Source organism: Janthinobacterium amylolyticum, from assembly GCF_051380655.1.
Taxonomy (GTDB): domain Bacteria; phylum Pseudomonadota; class Gammaproteobacteria; order Burkholderiales; family Burkholderiaceae_D; genus Janthinobacterium.
The window spans coordinates 179,385-191,919 of the sequence record NZ_JBNYXL010000012.1 but is presented as its reverse complement, the minus strand read 5'-3'; the positions used below and the strand labels follow the sequence as shown (position 1 = coordinate 191,919).

Below are 12,535 nucleotides of genomic sequence, written 5' to 3'. Positions count from 1 at the left end.
GCGGCAAAGCGCGCGCAATAGGCAAAAGTGCAAAACATGCGCCGCGCATACCCTTTACAATCCTCGCTCGCTTTACAAAATATTGGTCATCATGAATCAGGCAGAACAGCAGCGCCTCCTGGCTATCCTGGAGTATTGGCACAAGATCGAATTCTTTATCCCGTTTGACCTGAATCAAATCACGGACGTTGAAGACCCGTCCAGCGTGCGCCTCCTGCACCGTGAACAGCTGGCGCAATTGCCGCCGCAGTTCGCCACGCAGTGGCAGGTGCCCTCCGACCGCGAAATCGACGGCTTTGCATTATTCCTCGGCGTCTTCGACAAGGCGGAAATCAACAAGGCTTGCCCTGCCCCCAGCGGTCCGGAAAGCCTGGCCGAAGCGGAAAAAACAGAGCTGCTGGGACGCTCGTGCTTTGCCCGCATCAATCTGAATGCGCTGGGCGAACCGCAATTTGACCCGGTGTCCGTGTCCACCTTGCCGTGGGCGCTGGGCCGCGCCCGCACGCCGGACTGGTCCGGCCTGAGCCTGGACGCTTTCAGCGACAGCCAGCTGGCCCTGCAAGACCGTTTGCGCAACTTCGCGGCAAGTCGCGTATCACCGCAAATAACGGACGAGGCCGGCAATGTGTCTTCGCCCCTGTCCGGCATGGAGATCGCCGCGCTGGCCGACCTGCTGATGGACTGGGCGAATTTCCGCCCGTCCGGCGCGCAGCCGCTGGCCGTGCTGGAAGTGCGCACGCGCAAGAAACGCGCCGCCGTGGCGGACGCCGATACGCCGGAGTCCAGCCAGAACCGCAGCCTGGATTTTGGCGACGCGGTGGAACCCGCTGTCGATATTCTCAACAGTTTTTACCTGGATGACCTGGAGCAGATCACCCGCGCCTTGCGTGGCGGCAAATTACCCGCGACGGTGGCCGCCTACCTGACGCCGCTGGCGCAGGATGAACGCATCGACCTGTACAGCGCGGCAGGACGCCAGGCGCTGGCCGCCATGCTCAATCCGGCCAACATGCACCGCGGCCACTGGCTGGAAGACGCCAGCTACGCCATGAGCCTGATGCAGCAGTTCGCCATCCACGGCGCACGCACGGGCTTGCACGAGCGGGGCATCTTTTCCGTCAACGGCCCGCCGGGCACGGGCAAGACCACCTTGCTGCGCGAATTGTTCGCCGACAACATCGTGCGCCGCGCCAGCGTGCTGTCCTGCCTGGACCGCGCCGGCGATGCCTTCATCGGCAAGGTGGCCGTGGCCTTCGAAGGCGTGCGCGACCCGATCACCATCGCGCGCCTGCGCCCGGAACTGACGGGCTTTGAAATGGTCGTCGCCTCGTCGAACAACGCGGCGGTGGAAAATATTTCCGGCGACCTGCCGAAACCGAAACAGCTGGGCAAGGAATGGGCGCGCACGCGCTATTTTGAAAGCGTGGCGCGCCGGGTGGTGGCCGATGGGAATGGCGCCAACCGCGCCCTGGGCGAGGCGGAAGCGCCGTGGGGCTTGATGTCCTGTGCGCTGGGCAACAGCGCCAACCGCCGCCGCTTCGTCAGCAATTTCTATGACGACGACTGGGATAAAACGACGCCTCGCAAGACGCCGAACACGCAGAATATCCGCCAGTGGCTGGCCAGCTACCAGGGCGTCAGCTTCGCCCAGGCGGCGCGCGAATTCCGCGAAACGGAGCACGTGGTGGAAAAAGCCCTGGCCGAGCACGCCCAGTACGCGGCCCTGTGGCAAGCCGTGGGCACCTGCACGGAAGCAGACTTCATGCAGGCCAGCCAGCAGGCGCTGATTGCTGCCGAGCAGGAAATGGATGCTGCGAATGGCGCCCTGACGGACGCGCTGGCGCAGCAGGACACCCTGCTCGCCAGCAAGAAGGAATTGCTGGAAGAGGAACGCCTGGTGGCGCTGACGCAACCGGGCTTCTTTGCCCGCCTGTTCCGCACGGCACCGGCGCGTGCCTACAAGGACGCCGTCGTCGCCAATGCGGAAGCGCAACGCCAGGCCGCGCGCGACGTGTCCGCCATCAAGCTGCTGCTGAAAGGCGAGCTGGAGCCGCGCTGCGAACGCGCCCGCAACAGCCTGCACATCGCCCTGCGCACGGCGCAATCGCGCCAGCGCGAATGGGATGACAGCACGGAACTGCTGCGCCGCGCGCGCATGCGCTTCCCCACCATCATCGCGCCGGCCACCCTGGACGAGCTGGACGGCGACGCCCTGCAAATTGGCGGCCTGTGGCATGAACCGGCCCTGGCGCGCCTGCGCTCGCGCCTGTTCGCCAAGGCCCTGGCCCTGCATGAAGCGTGGCTGGCGGAAGTGGCAAAGAAAGGCGGCCCCGGCTTTGGCGGCAACTTGCTGGCCGTCTCCAAATTACTGAAGAACAAGCGCGCCTACGATCAGTCGCACATCGCCATGGTCTGGCACAGCCTGTTCATGGTCGTGCCGGTCGTGTCGACCACGTTTGCCTCGTTCGCGCGCCAGTTCCAGGGCATGGGTCCTGAATCGCTGGGCTGGCTGTTCATCGATGAGGCGGGCCAGGCCGTGCCGCAGGCGGCACTGGGCAGCCTGTGGCGCGCCAAGCGCGCTGTCGTCGTCGGCGACCCGCTGCAGATCGAACCTGTGTTCACCGTGCCCGCGCGCCTGGTGCAAACCTTGTCGGCCCTGTCGCCGCACACGCAGGATGGCAGCTATGCGCCAAGCTCCGTGTCCGTGCAGACCCTGGCGGACAAGGCCAACCGCTATGGCGCAACTGTCGGCGCCAATAGCGCGCAGCCCATGTGGATCGGCAGCCCCCTGCGCGTGCACCGCCGCTGCGTGGAACCGATGTTCTCGCTGGCCAACAGCATCGCCTACGAAGACAAGATGGTCTACGGACTCGCCGACCGCACGCCGCCGGCCAGCGCCCGGGGCCTGACGCGTGGCCCGAGCCGCTGGATCGACGCCGTCGGTGCCGTCAGCTACAAGCAGGTGGTGCCGGTGCAGCTCGATTTCGTGCTGGAAGTGCTGCTCAAGCTGTACCGCCGCGACGGCAAGCTGCCCGAGATGTATGTGATTACCCCCTTCAAGGCCGTGCGCAACGAATTGCGTGCGCGCATCATGGACCTGGACTGGGACCGCCGCCTCGGCTACGGCAAGGCGCCCACGGCACGCGAACTGCGCCAGTGGAGCAGCCAGATGGTGGGCACCGTGCACACCTTCCAGGGCAAGGAGCAAAGCGTGGTGATGCTGGTCCTCGGCGCGGATGAGAGCACGGCGGGCGCCGCGCAGTGGGCAGCCAGTACGCCGAACCTGCTCAACGTGGCCCTGACGCGCGCACAACACTATGTGTACATCGTCGGCAACCCGCTGCTGTGGGGCCAGTTGCCGCATTTCGCCCCCGCGTGCGCGCAGTTGGCGCATACGGGCATGCATGAGTTTTTGGTGGAGATGGGGTAGGTCGGATTAGCGGGAGCCGCCGAGGCTGCAAACGCGTAATCCGACAACATTGTTGGCGGCACTTGTCGGATTACGCGTGGCTTCGCCTCGCTAATCCGACCTACCCTGCGCCGGGAAGGTGAGCGTAAACGTCGTGGCGGCCGCGTCCGACGCCACCGTCGCGCTGCCGCCGTGCAATTGCATGATGGCCGTGACGATGGCCAAGCCTAAGCCGGTGGAGGCGGCCGAATCGCTGCGGGCCGGATCGGCGCGGTAGAAGCGCTCGAACAGGTGCGGCAAATGGCGCGCGGGGATGGCGGGGCCGAGGTTGCTCACGCTCAATTCCACGCCCTCATTCGTCGCATGCGAACGCAACAAAATCGTGCTGCCCGGCGCCGCGTGGCGGATGGCGTTCGACAACAAATTGCCCAAGGCGCGGCGCAGCAGTTGCGGCTCGGCAGTGACCGTGCCGCTGCCGTGGCAAGCCAGCGCCAGCTCGCGCTCTTCGGCCAAGCCTTCAAAGAAATCGGCCAGCCGCAAAAACTCGTCCTGCACCGGCAAGACCTGCTTGACGAGCACCATTTCATCCTGCTGGGCGCGCGCCAGAAACAGCATGCTGTCGATCATGCGCGACAGCCGTTCCAGCTCTTCCACATTCGACGACACCAGCTGTTCATACTCGTGCGCGCTGCGCGGGCGAGCCAGCATGACCTGGCTTTGTCCCAGCAGATTGGTAACGGGCGTGCGGAATTCATGCGCCAGGTCGGCGGAAAATTGCGACAGCCGCGCATAGCCTTCCTGCAGCCGCGCCAGCATGGCGTTCAGGGCGTGTATCAGCGGCAGCAATTCCGTCGGCGCATCGCGCGCCTCCAGTTGCTGTCCCAGCTTGCCGGGCCGCACCAGGGCAGCATGCGCGGCGATATTGCGCAGCGGCCGCAGGCCGCGCAGCAGCATCAAGCTCGCCAGCAGGGCGGCCACCAGCGCACTGACAGCAACGGACACGACAATCTGCCAGCGGTAGGCGGCAAACATGGCCGTGCGGTCGCCATATACGCGGGCCACGGAAATATCAGCCATCTGCGCCGGGTCGCCGATGCGCGCGCTGGCCGCCACGACCCTGGCCGGATAACCGTCGCGGCTGGTCCAGCTGACAATGTCGCTGTTTGTCACGGGCGCATCGACGGCCACGGGCACAGGATGCGCCACCATCTCGCCGTTCGGATTGACATCGATCAAGCGCGTGCCATCGGCACGCACGATGCGCACGAGTGAATTCTCCTGGCCGCTCATGGTGTCGCGGAAATACTGGGGCCGCTCGCGGATGATATCGAGGGTGCCGGCATTACCCAGCAGCTGCTGGATCTGCCGCAACTTACCCAGCAACAAAATGTCATCGCGGCGCTCAATTTCCGCCACGAACGAGCGGTACAAATGCATGCCCAGCCCGGCCGAGACAAGGGCCACGATCAGCACGAACACGAGCGTGACGCGCAGGGTCAGCGAACGGCGAAGCTGCGCCAGCTTCATGCAGGTGCCCCCGTGTCAGGCACAACGGGCGCGGCCGGCGCGCGCAATTCGCAGACATAGCCCATGCCGCGCAAGGTGTGGATCAGCTTGGGCTCGAAAGGGTCATCGAGCTTGCTGCGCAGGCGGCGGATGGCGGCGTCGATGACGTTGGTGTCGCTCTCGAAATTGATGTCCCACACTTGCGAGGCGATGATGGAGCGCGACAGCACTTCGCCCTGGCGCCTCGCCAATAAATGCAGCAAGCCGAACTCCTTCGCCGTCAAGGTGATGCGCTGGCCTTGGCGGCTGACCTTGCGTTTCATGACGTCGATTTCCATGTCGCCGATGCGAATCACGTCGTCCTCGCGCGGCGGCCCGCGCCGCAACAGCGTGCGGATGCGCGCCACCAGTTCGGCAAAGGCGAAAGGTTTCACCAGGTAATCGTCGGCGCCCAGCTCCAGGCCCTTGACGCGGTCCTGCACCTCGTCGCGCGCCGTGAGAAAGATCACGGGCACGTCGGCGCCGCCGGGCAACAGGCGCAGAGCGCGCAGCACTTGCCAGCCATCCATGATGGGCAGCATGACGTCAAGCACGATCAAGTCCGGCGTGTCCGTGCTGGCCATGTGCAGGCCGTCGCGGCCATTGCGCGCCAGGCTCACCGTAAAGCCGGACTCGGCCAGGCCGCGCAACAGGTAGTCACCCGTCTTCGGTTCGTCTTCGATTACCAGGATGCGCATGGGTGGGAGCTTTCTTGTTGGAAGTTAAACCATTCTACGCCGCAGGCACGGTGCCGCGGATGATAAAAATGTCATGCGGCCATCATCTTCTCGTAGGGCAAGACTGGCCATACTGGCGTCACTTGATTCTCTGGATGCCACATGAAAGCCCTACTTTTCGGTACTACCCTGCTGTGCCTGCTGGCCAGCCCGGCCCAAGCCCAGTTGCGCAAGGTCAATGACATTTCGCTGGCGGCAGCCAGCAAACTGGCTGATACGGCCATGGCCGCCTGCCAGGCGCAAGGCCGGCATATCGTCGTCACCGTGCTCGACCGAGGCGGCAATATCGTGGCCGTGCAGCGCGCCGATGGCGTGGGTCCGCACAACACGGATGCGAGCCGGCGCAAGGCCTACACGGCCCTGTCGACGAAGAACGATACCCAGGCGCTGGCCGTGGCCGCGCGTGACAATCCCGACATGGCCAATTTGACCACCGTGCCGGAACTGCTGCTGCTGGGCGGCGGCCTGCCCTTGCGCGCCAAGGGAGACATCGTCGGCGCCATCGGCGTGGCCGGCGGCGGCGGCGCGCAGCAAGACCGCGCCTGCGCCCTGGCCGCCCTGGCCGCCATTCCTGAACTCGATTCCCCTACCCTGTAAAGAAAGACACGACAATGACCACACTGAAACAAATCACCGCCGCCCTGGCCTTCGCCAGCCTCTCCAGCCTGGCCCTGGCCGCCAATCCCTTGAGCGTGCATATCCTCGACCTGCAAAGTGGCCAGCCAACGGCCGGCGTGACGGTAACCCTGGAGCAAAAGCAGGGCAAGGGGCAGGACAATGACTGGAAACAACTGGCCAGCGGCGTGACGAATGCGCAGGGGCGCATCACGGAAATGTATCCGGCGAATACACCCATGCAGGCGGGCGACTACCGCATCGTGTTTAAAACAGGCGAACACTATGCACGGCTGAAACAGGAAACGTTTTTCCCGGAAATCCCCGTGCAGTTTCACGTGGAAAAGACTGACCAGCATTACCACATTCCGCTGCTGCTCAGCCCTTTCGGCTTTTCAACATATCGCGGCAACTGACCGTTGATCAGGCTACCGTCTTCGCCGTCTGCCCGAACAGCACGCTTTTCGCGTCGCCGCTGACGGTCGGCTGCACATTGATTTCGGCTGCGCGTGCATACGCACGCACGGTGGCGGGGCGCGCGGCGATGGCCGCGAACCAGCGCGCCAGATGCGGGAAATCTTCCAGCTTCTGGCGCTGGCGCTGGTGCGGCACGATCCACGGATAGATCGCCATGTCGGCGATGGAATACGTGTCGCCGGCAACGAATTGACGGTCGGCCAGGCGCTTGTTCAGCACGCCATACAGGCGGTTCGTTTCGTTGACGTAGCGCGTGATGGCGTAATCGATCGGTTCGGGCGCGTATTGCACGAAATGGTGGTTTTGCCCGGCCATCGGACCCAGGCCGCCCATTTGCCAGAACAGCCATTGCATGACTTCGGCGCGCCCGCGCACATCGGCCGGCAGGAATTGCCCGCTTTTCTCGGCCAGGTACTGCAGAATCGCTCCTGACTCGAACAGGGGCAAGGGTGCGCCGCCATCAGCCGGCGCCTGGTCGACGATGGCGGGGATACGGTTGTTCGGCGCGATGGCGAGAAACTCGGGCTTAAACTGGTCGCCCTTGCCGATATGCACGGGAATGATGTTGTAGGGGATGCCCGCTTCTTCCAGGAACATCGTCACTTTGTGCCCGTTGGGCGTGGTCCAGTAATACAGGTCGATCATCGTGGTCTTTCCAGCTGAATAGGGAGGGCGGGCGGCGCGCGTGGATATTGTCGCGCCGCAACTGGTGTGCATGGATATAATGCCACGTCAGCGAAAAACAAGATGGCGCGCAGGCAGGGTAAGCACCCGCTAGCGCTCTCACGCAGGCATTCCGACATTTCCAAGCACAATCCAGAGCACAAACCAAGAAAGCCGACCATGCGCAAACTCCTGATCGTCATGCTGTCCGTCCTGCTGTCAGGCTGTGTCCAGGACTTCGCCATCTATATGTTCGACGGCCAGGATCATTCCCTGACCGTGCGCCGCCAGCAACGTTATTTTTGGCAAGATACCGTGGAAGTGCAGCTGATGGCCACCAATCTGCCGCAATGCCAGCGCCTGCACAGCCTGTCGACGGATGCGCCGGCCGACATCACGGTCGAGCTGTTTGCCGCTGGCGATGGCATCTGGAATATCCGCATGGGCAAGCAGTTGTGGCAGGCGGAAACGAATACCTGTAATGAGCTGACGGAAATGGAAAACGACCCGAAAGCCGACCTGGGCCAGCCAATCGGGCAATTCGTCGTCGTCGATGACAAGCTGACATTCGAGCCGGCGCCGCCAGCGGCAGCGCCAGCCCAATAGCAAAACCTTAGCGCGCCGCCAGGCTGCGCGCCGGCTTTTTCGCCACGGCGCGCGGCGCGCCAGCCGATGTGGCCGCCAAGCGCGGCGCCGTGCCTGACTCCTGCGCCGACAGTTTGAAGCGCGCCACCAGCTGCGCCAGCACGGCCGCCTGGTCCTGCATGCTCGACGCCGCTGCCGCCGCCTCCTCCACCAGTGCCGCATTTTGCTGCGTCACGCTGTCCATCTCCGTGATCGCCTGGTTGACGTGGCCGATGCCCGTGCTTTGCTCGTGCGAAGCGGCCGTGATGTCGGCCATGATGTCCGTCACGCGCGAAACGCTGGCCACCACCTGGTCCATAGTCGTGCCCGCCTGCGCCACCAGGGTGCTGCCGGCCGCGATGCTGTCGACGGAGGCGCCGATCAGTTCCTTGATTTCCTTCGCCGCGCCCGCGGAACGTTGCGCCAGGTTGCGCACTTCCGATGCCACCACGGCGAAGCCGCGCCCCTGCTCGCCGGCGCGCGCCGCTTCCACGGCCGCGTTCAGGGCCAGGATGTTCGTCTGGAAGGCGATGCCGTCGATCACGCCGATGATGTCGACGATCTTGCGCGACGAGGCGTTGATGGTATCCATGGTGCCAATCACTTGCGCCACCACGGCGCCGCCCTGGCGCGCCACGGCCGAGGCCGATTGTGCCAGCTCGTTGGCTTGCACGGCGTTGCCCGCATTCTGCGTCACGGTCGAGGTCAGTTCCTCCATCGAGGCGGCCGTTTCTTCCAGCGAACTGGCCTGCATTTCCGTGCGTGCCGACAGGTCCATATTGCCGCTGGCAATCTCGCTCGATGCAGTGGCGATCGTCTCGGCGCTATGGCGGATTTCGCTGATCGCATCGACCAGGTTCGTTTGCATGGTTTTCATCGCGTACAGCACGCTATGGCGGTCATTCGCATGCGTGCGCACGACGCCGCTCAAGTCGTTATTGGCGATCTTTTCCGCCACGTCGGCCGCATACTCGGGGTCGCCGCCCAGCGCGTGGCGCAGGCTGCGGTTGATGGCCACGACGACGGCCGCCAGCAAGGCGCACACCAGCAGCAGCACGCCCAGCGAGGTGATCAGCGACTGGCGGAAAGCGGCGTCGATATCGTCCATGTACACGCCCACGACGAGGGTCCAGGCCCACGGCTTGTAGGCGACCACGCGGCTCATCTTCGGTTCGGGATTCTTCTGGCCCGGGCGCGGGAAATAATAGTGGACGAAGCCCTTGCCCGTGTCGCTCTTGCCGACGGCGACGATGTCGCGGTACAGATAAGTGCCGTTGGCATCCTTGAAATCCGACATGTTCTTGCCGTTGGTTTGCGGCGCGGCGGGATTCATCACGACAACGGCGTCAAGATTGATGATGGACAGATAGCCGGTCTCGCCAAAACGCATGCTCTTGATGACGGCCGTGGCCTGCTTTTGCGCCTCTTCCTTCGTCAGGGCACCACTGGCGGCCAGGTCGCCGAACATCTTGACGGCGCCCAGGCCCAGGTCGGCCGCATTGCTCAGGTCGGCGCTGCGCTCCTCGATGCGGATTTTGCGAATTTCCAGGGCGTTGTAGACAAAAATAACGGTGATGCACAACAAGCTGCAAATCAGGGGTATCCATAACTTCTGCTGGAACGTCAATTTCTTCATGTGGCTGTCTCCAACTGTGTGTGCGGCAAAGGGGCAAGTCCGCATCCGGCTCTGCGGCCAGTAATGCGGCGGCGACGGTGCTCTGGCGGCACCGTTCTGACGTCTCCAGCATACGCTCGAACGACCGATATTTACAATGCCGGGAAGCAATGATTTTTGCCCGGTGTTGTTAATGCGTTGCGACAATTGATGAGAATTGATGCTGCATTGCAGTAAAAAAGCCTGCAGATAGGGGGCGGGAAGGCAGGCGGGGCAGCGCGCGTGTGTCAAAATGCGCTCCGGATACACGAAGAATCACGACGAATCACGAAAGCACAGCATGACCAAGAATGAAGCCATGAAACGCATCAACGACCGCCTGGGCAAACCCACCCTGACGGAGAAGAACACGCACTTTGCCAGCGTCGCCAGCTATGGCACGGACGAAGGCTGGTGGCTGAAGATCCCCTTCCTGACTTTCAAGCAGGAATTGCACTTCATCCTCAACAACGAGAAAACGAAAAGCTTCCAGCACCTGAAGATCGGCGCCAACCAGATCCTCAGCCCCGGCATGAAGTTCCGCAGCACGGGCGGCGCCGCCGACGCCTTCATGTCGGCCTCGGCACCGAAGCGCCTGGTCGACTTGCTCGACGGCGGCAGCAAGTACAACTTCACCAAGCATTTCGTCAACGATTATCGCTATTAGGAACACCTGACCAAAGCTGCTGCGCGTCGGTTTTGTCAGGCGCTCTTCATGTCGTTAGTCTTCCCTTGGCGGCAGCCACGCGTGCAGCAAATGCCGGGCGATGTCGAGCGCGTCGTCGCGGCTGCTGCCAAAATGCAGGGGATAGCCCCAGAACTTGCCGAACATCACGGCAAAGGCCTTGCCGGCCAGGCGCTTGGCGGCGCTCGGCTCGACCAGCACCATGCCCTGGATATACGCACGGATGGCTGCCTTGTTGCTCTTCATCCAGAGTGAAGCCCGCTTGCGCTCTTCCTGCGGGTGCGCATGTCCCTCCTCGTCAAAACCTTCCTCGCTGAGAATGACAAAGGCCTGGCGGCGCGCCAGCAGCGCGTCAAACTGGGCAAACAGAATATCGGACTGGACAGGCGCCGCCTCGCGGCGCATCCAGACGAGGGGAAAAGTGGATAGATCAAGTTGCATGATGGTGACTCCTTCGGGGGGGTTGCCGTTCCTCCTCACCTTCATCAGAACACTGGCGGCGGCGGTTGCCGTTGAAGCGGGGCTGCGGATGCACACACGATACCGGTGGCGGCGCTGCGTGTCATTGCATAAAATAGCCACGATATTATTCAATCCAGCCAAAATATTGTCATGCCCCACGCCCTCTTTCCCAGCCTGCTGACGGTCCACCTGGGCCTGGACGACGACGCCTCCATCCTCGATTTCGACGTCGATGGCGTGCTGCGTCCCTTGCTGGCCGTGGGCCTGGCCAGCGTGCCCGAGGATGCGGAGCAGGCGCCGCACCAGCACCGCAAGGGGCAGCTGCTGTATGCCACGCGCGGCGTGATGCATTGCGAGGTGGACAGCGGGGTATGGATCGTGCCGCCCCAATGCGCCGTGTGGATACCGGGCGGCCTGATGCATGCGGCGCAGGGCGTGGGCGAGGCGCAGTGTTATTGCCTGTTTGTCGAGCCAGCCATGGCGCCCGCCTTGCCTGCCGTTTGCTGCACCCTGGCCATCTCGCCCCTGTTGCGCGAACTCATCGCCAAGGCGGCCAGCTTTCCCACCCTGGCCGCCTTGCATGGCGCGCAGGAACGCCTGGTGGCCACCCTGCTTGATGAATTGGCGGCCGCACCCGTGGAAGACCTGCATTTGCCGATGCCGCGCGATGCGCGCCTGCGCCACCTGGCGGCCCTGCTGCTGGCGCAGCCTGCCGATAAAAGCACCCTGGCCGAATGGGCCAGCCGCATCGGCATGAGCGAACGCAGCATGACCCGCCAGTCATTGGAAGAAATGGGCATGAGCGTGGGCCGCTGGCGCCGGCAATTGCACGTCATCCTTGCCCTGCAGCGCCTGGCCATCGGCCACAGCGTGAAGGCCGTGGCGCTGGAGCTCGGTTATGAAAACACCAGCGGTTTCGTCACCATGTTCCGCAAGGCCACGGGCAAGCCGCCGGCACGCTACCTGGCGGAACGGGAAGCCAGGAAAATATAAGCGCACATAAAAAAGGCGGCATCGCGCCGCCTTCGTCCTGCATTTTCACCGAAAATCAGACTTCGCGTGCCAGCGCCAGGAATTCCGTGCGCAGCGCCAGGTTTGGCTGCATCTCGCCCAGCATGGCCGAGGTGATGGTTTCTTCGCCCGGCGTGCGGATGCCGCGGCTTTCCATGCACAGGTGACGGCAGCGTACGACGACGCCCACCGATTTCGGTTCCAGCACTTCCATCAGCGCGTTGGCGATCTGCATCGTCATGCGTTCCTGCACTTGCAGGCGCTTGGAGAAGCAGTCGACCAGGCGCGTCAGTTTCGACAGGCCGACGATCTTGCCGTTTGGCACGTAGCCGATGGTAGCCTTGCCGAAGAACGGCGCCAGGTGGTGTTCGCAATGGCTGTAGACGGGGATGCCGCGTACGACGATCAGCTCGTTGTACTGTTCCGCACCGTCCTCAAAAGCCTTCAGCAAGTCGACCGGGTCCTGGCCATAGCCGGAAGTCCAGTGTTTCCAGGCTTTCGCCACGCGCGCCGGCGTTTCCAGCAGGCCAGGGCGCTGCGGATCTTCGCCAAAGCTGCTGATCAGCCGGCGCCAGTCGTTTTCGGAGAATTCTTCTTGAGACATGCTACACCACCCTAAAATTTGCAATTGCCGCCAGTATATAGAAAATGTG

General features: G+C 63.4%; 12 protein-coding genes. 6 read left to right on the top strand and 6 right to left on the bottom strand.

The window, feature by feature from the left end:
• The first annotated feature begins 91 nt into the window (after positions 1-91).
• Complete coding sequence (locus ACQ4WR_RS24105; RefSeq protein ID WP_436490375.1) at positions 92-3,430, top strand: DEAD/DEAH box helicase; 3,339 nt, start codon at positions 92-94, stop codon at positions 3,428-3,430.
• Between the two features lie 90 nt (positions 3,431-3,520).
• On the opposite strand, the gene ACQ4WR_RS24100 is transcribed toward ACQ4WR_RS24105, so the two are convergent.
• Positions 3,521-4,936 (bottom strand): heavy metal sensor histidine kinase, encoded by a 1,416-nt coding sequence (locus ACQ4WR_RS24100; protein WP_436490373.1) that lies wholly within the window; start codon positions 4,934-4,936, stop codon positions 3,521-3,523.
• The gene (locus ACQ4WR_RS24095; RefSeq protein ID WP_436490372.1) at positions 4,933-5,652 is read right to left on the bottom strand and encodes a heavy metal response regulator transcription factor; all 720 of its coding nucleotides are present in this window, start codon (positions 5,650-5,652) and stop codon (positions 4,933-4,935) included. The genes ACQ4WR_RS24100 and ACQ4WR_RS24095 overlap by 4 nt, the downstream gene beginning before the upstream one ends.
• Before the next feature lie 141 nt (positions 5,653-5,793).
• Here ACQ4WR_RS24095 and ACQ4WR_RS24090 point away from each other — a divergent pair, with 141 nt between their 5' ends.
• Positions 5,794-6,288, top strand: a complete 495-nt coding sequence (locus ACQ4WR_RS24090; protein WP_046683249.1) for a GlcG/HbpS family heme-binding protein — start codon at positions 5,794-5,796, stop codon at positions 6,286-6,288.
• 14 nt (positions 6,289-6,302) lie between these two features.
• A complete protein-coding gene (uraH, locus tag ACQ4WR_RS24085) occupies positions 6,303-6,722 on the top strand; it encodes a hydroxyisourate hydrolase (RefSeq protein ID WP_102293787.1) in 420 nt (139 codons plus the stop codon).
• A gap of 7 nt (positions 6,723-6,729) precedes the next feature.
• Here the strand turns inward: uraH and ACQ4WR_RS24080 are convergent, their stop codons facing one another.
• A complete protein-coding gene (locus ACQ4WR_RS24080; RefSeq protein WP_436490370.1) occupies positions 6,730-7,428 on the bottom strand; it encodes a glutathione binding-like protein in 699 nt (232 codons plus the stop codon).
• Positions 7,429-7,626: 198 nt separating this feature from the next.
• Here ACQ4WR_RS24080 and ACQ4WR_RS24075 point away from each other — a divergent pair, with 198 nt between their 5' ends.
• The gene (locus tag ACQ4WR_RS24075) at positions 7,627-8,052 is read left to right on the top strand and encodes a hypothetical protein (protein ID WP_102293789.1); all 426 of its coding nucleotides are present in this window, start codon (positions 7,627-7,629) and stop codon (positions 8,050-8,052) included.
• A 7-nt stretch (positions 8,053-8,059) separates the two neighbouring features.
• On the opposite strand, the gene ACQ4WR_RS24070 is transcribed toward ACQ4WR_RS24075, so the two are convergent.
• Entirely contained in the window at positions 8,060-9,706 is a 1,647-nt protein-coding gene (locus ACQ4WR_RS24070; protein WP_102293790.1) for a methyl-accepting chemotaxis protein, read from the bottom strand.
• A gap of 319 nt (positions 9,707-10,025) precedes the next feature.
• Here ACQ4WR_RS24070 and ACQ4WR_RS24065 point away from each other — a divergent pair, with 319 nt between their 5' ends.
• Positions 10,026-10,391 (top strand): hypothetical protein, encoded by a 366-nt coding sequence (locus ACQ4WR_RS24065; RefSeq protein WP_102293791.1) that lies wholly within the window; start codon positions 10,026-10,028, stop codon positions 10,389-10,391.
• A 54-nt stretch (positions 10,392-10,445) separates the two neighbouring features.
• Here ACQ4WR_RS24065 and ACQ4WR_RS24060 read toward each other — a convergent pair whose 3' ends face one another.
• Positions 10,446-10,850 carry a hypothetical protein gene (locus ACQ4WR_RS24060; protein WP_436490367.1) on the bottom strand — a complete coding sequence of 135 codons (405 nt, stop codon included), beginning with the start codon at positions 10,848-10,850 and terminating at the stop codon, positions 10,446-10,448.
• 171 nt (positions 10,851-11,021) lie between these two features.
• Here ACQ4WR_RS24060 and ACQ4WR_RS24055 point away from each other — a divergent pair, with 171 nt between their 5' ends.
• The gene (locus ACQ4WR_RS24055) at positions 11,022-11,864 is read left to right on the top strand and encodes an AraC family transcriptional regulator (protein WP_436490365.1); all 843 of its coding nucleotides are present in this window, start codon (positions 11,022-11,024) and stop codon (positions 11,862-11,864) included.
• 55 nt (positions 11,865-11,919) lie between these two features.
• Here ACQ4WR_RS24055 and folE read toward each other — a convergent pair whose 3' ends face one another.
• Positions 11,920-12,486 (bottom strand): GTP cyclohydrolase I FolE, encoded by a 567-nt coding sequence (gene folE / locus ACQ4WR_RS24050; protein WP_035822985.1) that lies wholly within the window; start codon positions 12,484-12,486, stop codon positions 11,920-11,922.
• Between the last annotated feature and the right edge of the window lie 49 nt (positions 12,487-12,535).

Coding starts and splice junctions, on each gene's coding strand:
- uraH (WP_102293787.1), top strand. CDS start 6,303: ATGACCACACTGAAACAAATCACCGCCGCCCTGGCCTTCGCCAGCCTC.
- ACQ4WR_RS24070 (WP_102293790.1), bottom strand. CDS start 9,706: ATGAAGAAATTGACGTTCCAGCAGAAGTTATGGATACCCCTGATTTGC.
- ACQ4WR_RS24100 (WP_436490373.1), bottom strand. CDS start 4,936: ATGAAGCTGGCGCAGCTTCGCCGTTCGCTGACCCTGCGCGTCACGCTC.
- ACQ4WR_RS24065 (WP_102293791.1), top strand. CDS start 10,026: ATGACCAAGAATGAAGCCATGAAACGCATCAACGACCGCCTGGGCAAA.
- folE (WP_035822985.1), bottom strand. CDS start 12,486: ATGTCTCAAGAAGAATTCTCCGAAAACGACTGGCGCCGGCTGATCAGC.
- ACQ4WR_RS24105 (WP_436490375.1), top strand. CDS start 92: ATGAATCAGGCAGAACAGCAGCGCCTCCTGGCTATCCTGGAGTATTGG.
- ACQ4WR_RS24090 (WP_046683249.1), top strand. CDS start 5,794: ATGAAAGCCCTACTTTTCGGTACTACCCTGCTGTGCCTGCTGGCCAGC.
- ACQ4WR_RS24060 (WP_436490367.1), bottom strand. CDS start 10,850: ATGCAACTTGATCTATCCACTTTTCCCCTCGTCTGGATGCGCCGCGAG.
- ACQ4WR_RS24095 (WP_436490372.1), bottom strand. CDS start 5,652: ATGCGCATCCTGGTAATCGAAGACGAACCGAAGACGGGTGACTACCTG.
- ACQ4WR_RS24055 (WP_436490365.1), top strand. CDS start 11,022: ATGCCCCACGCCCTCTTTCCCAGCCTGCTGACGGTCCACCTGGGCCTG.
- ACQ4WR_RS24075 (WP_102293789.1), top strand. CDS start 7,627: ATGCGCAAACTCCTGATCGTCATGCTGTCCGTCCTGCTGTCAGGCTGT.
- ACQ4WR_RS24080 (WP_436490370.1), bottom strand. CDS start 7,428: ATGATCGACCTGTATTACTGGACCACGCCCAACGGGCACAAAGTGACG.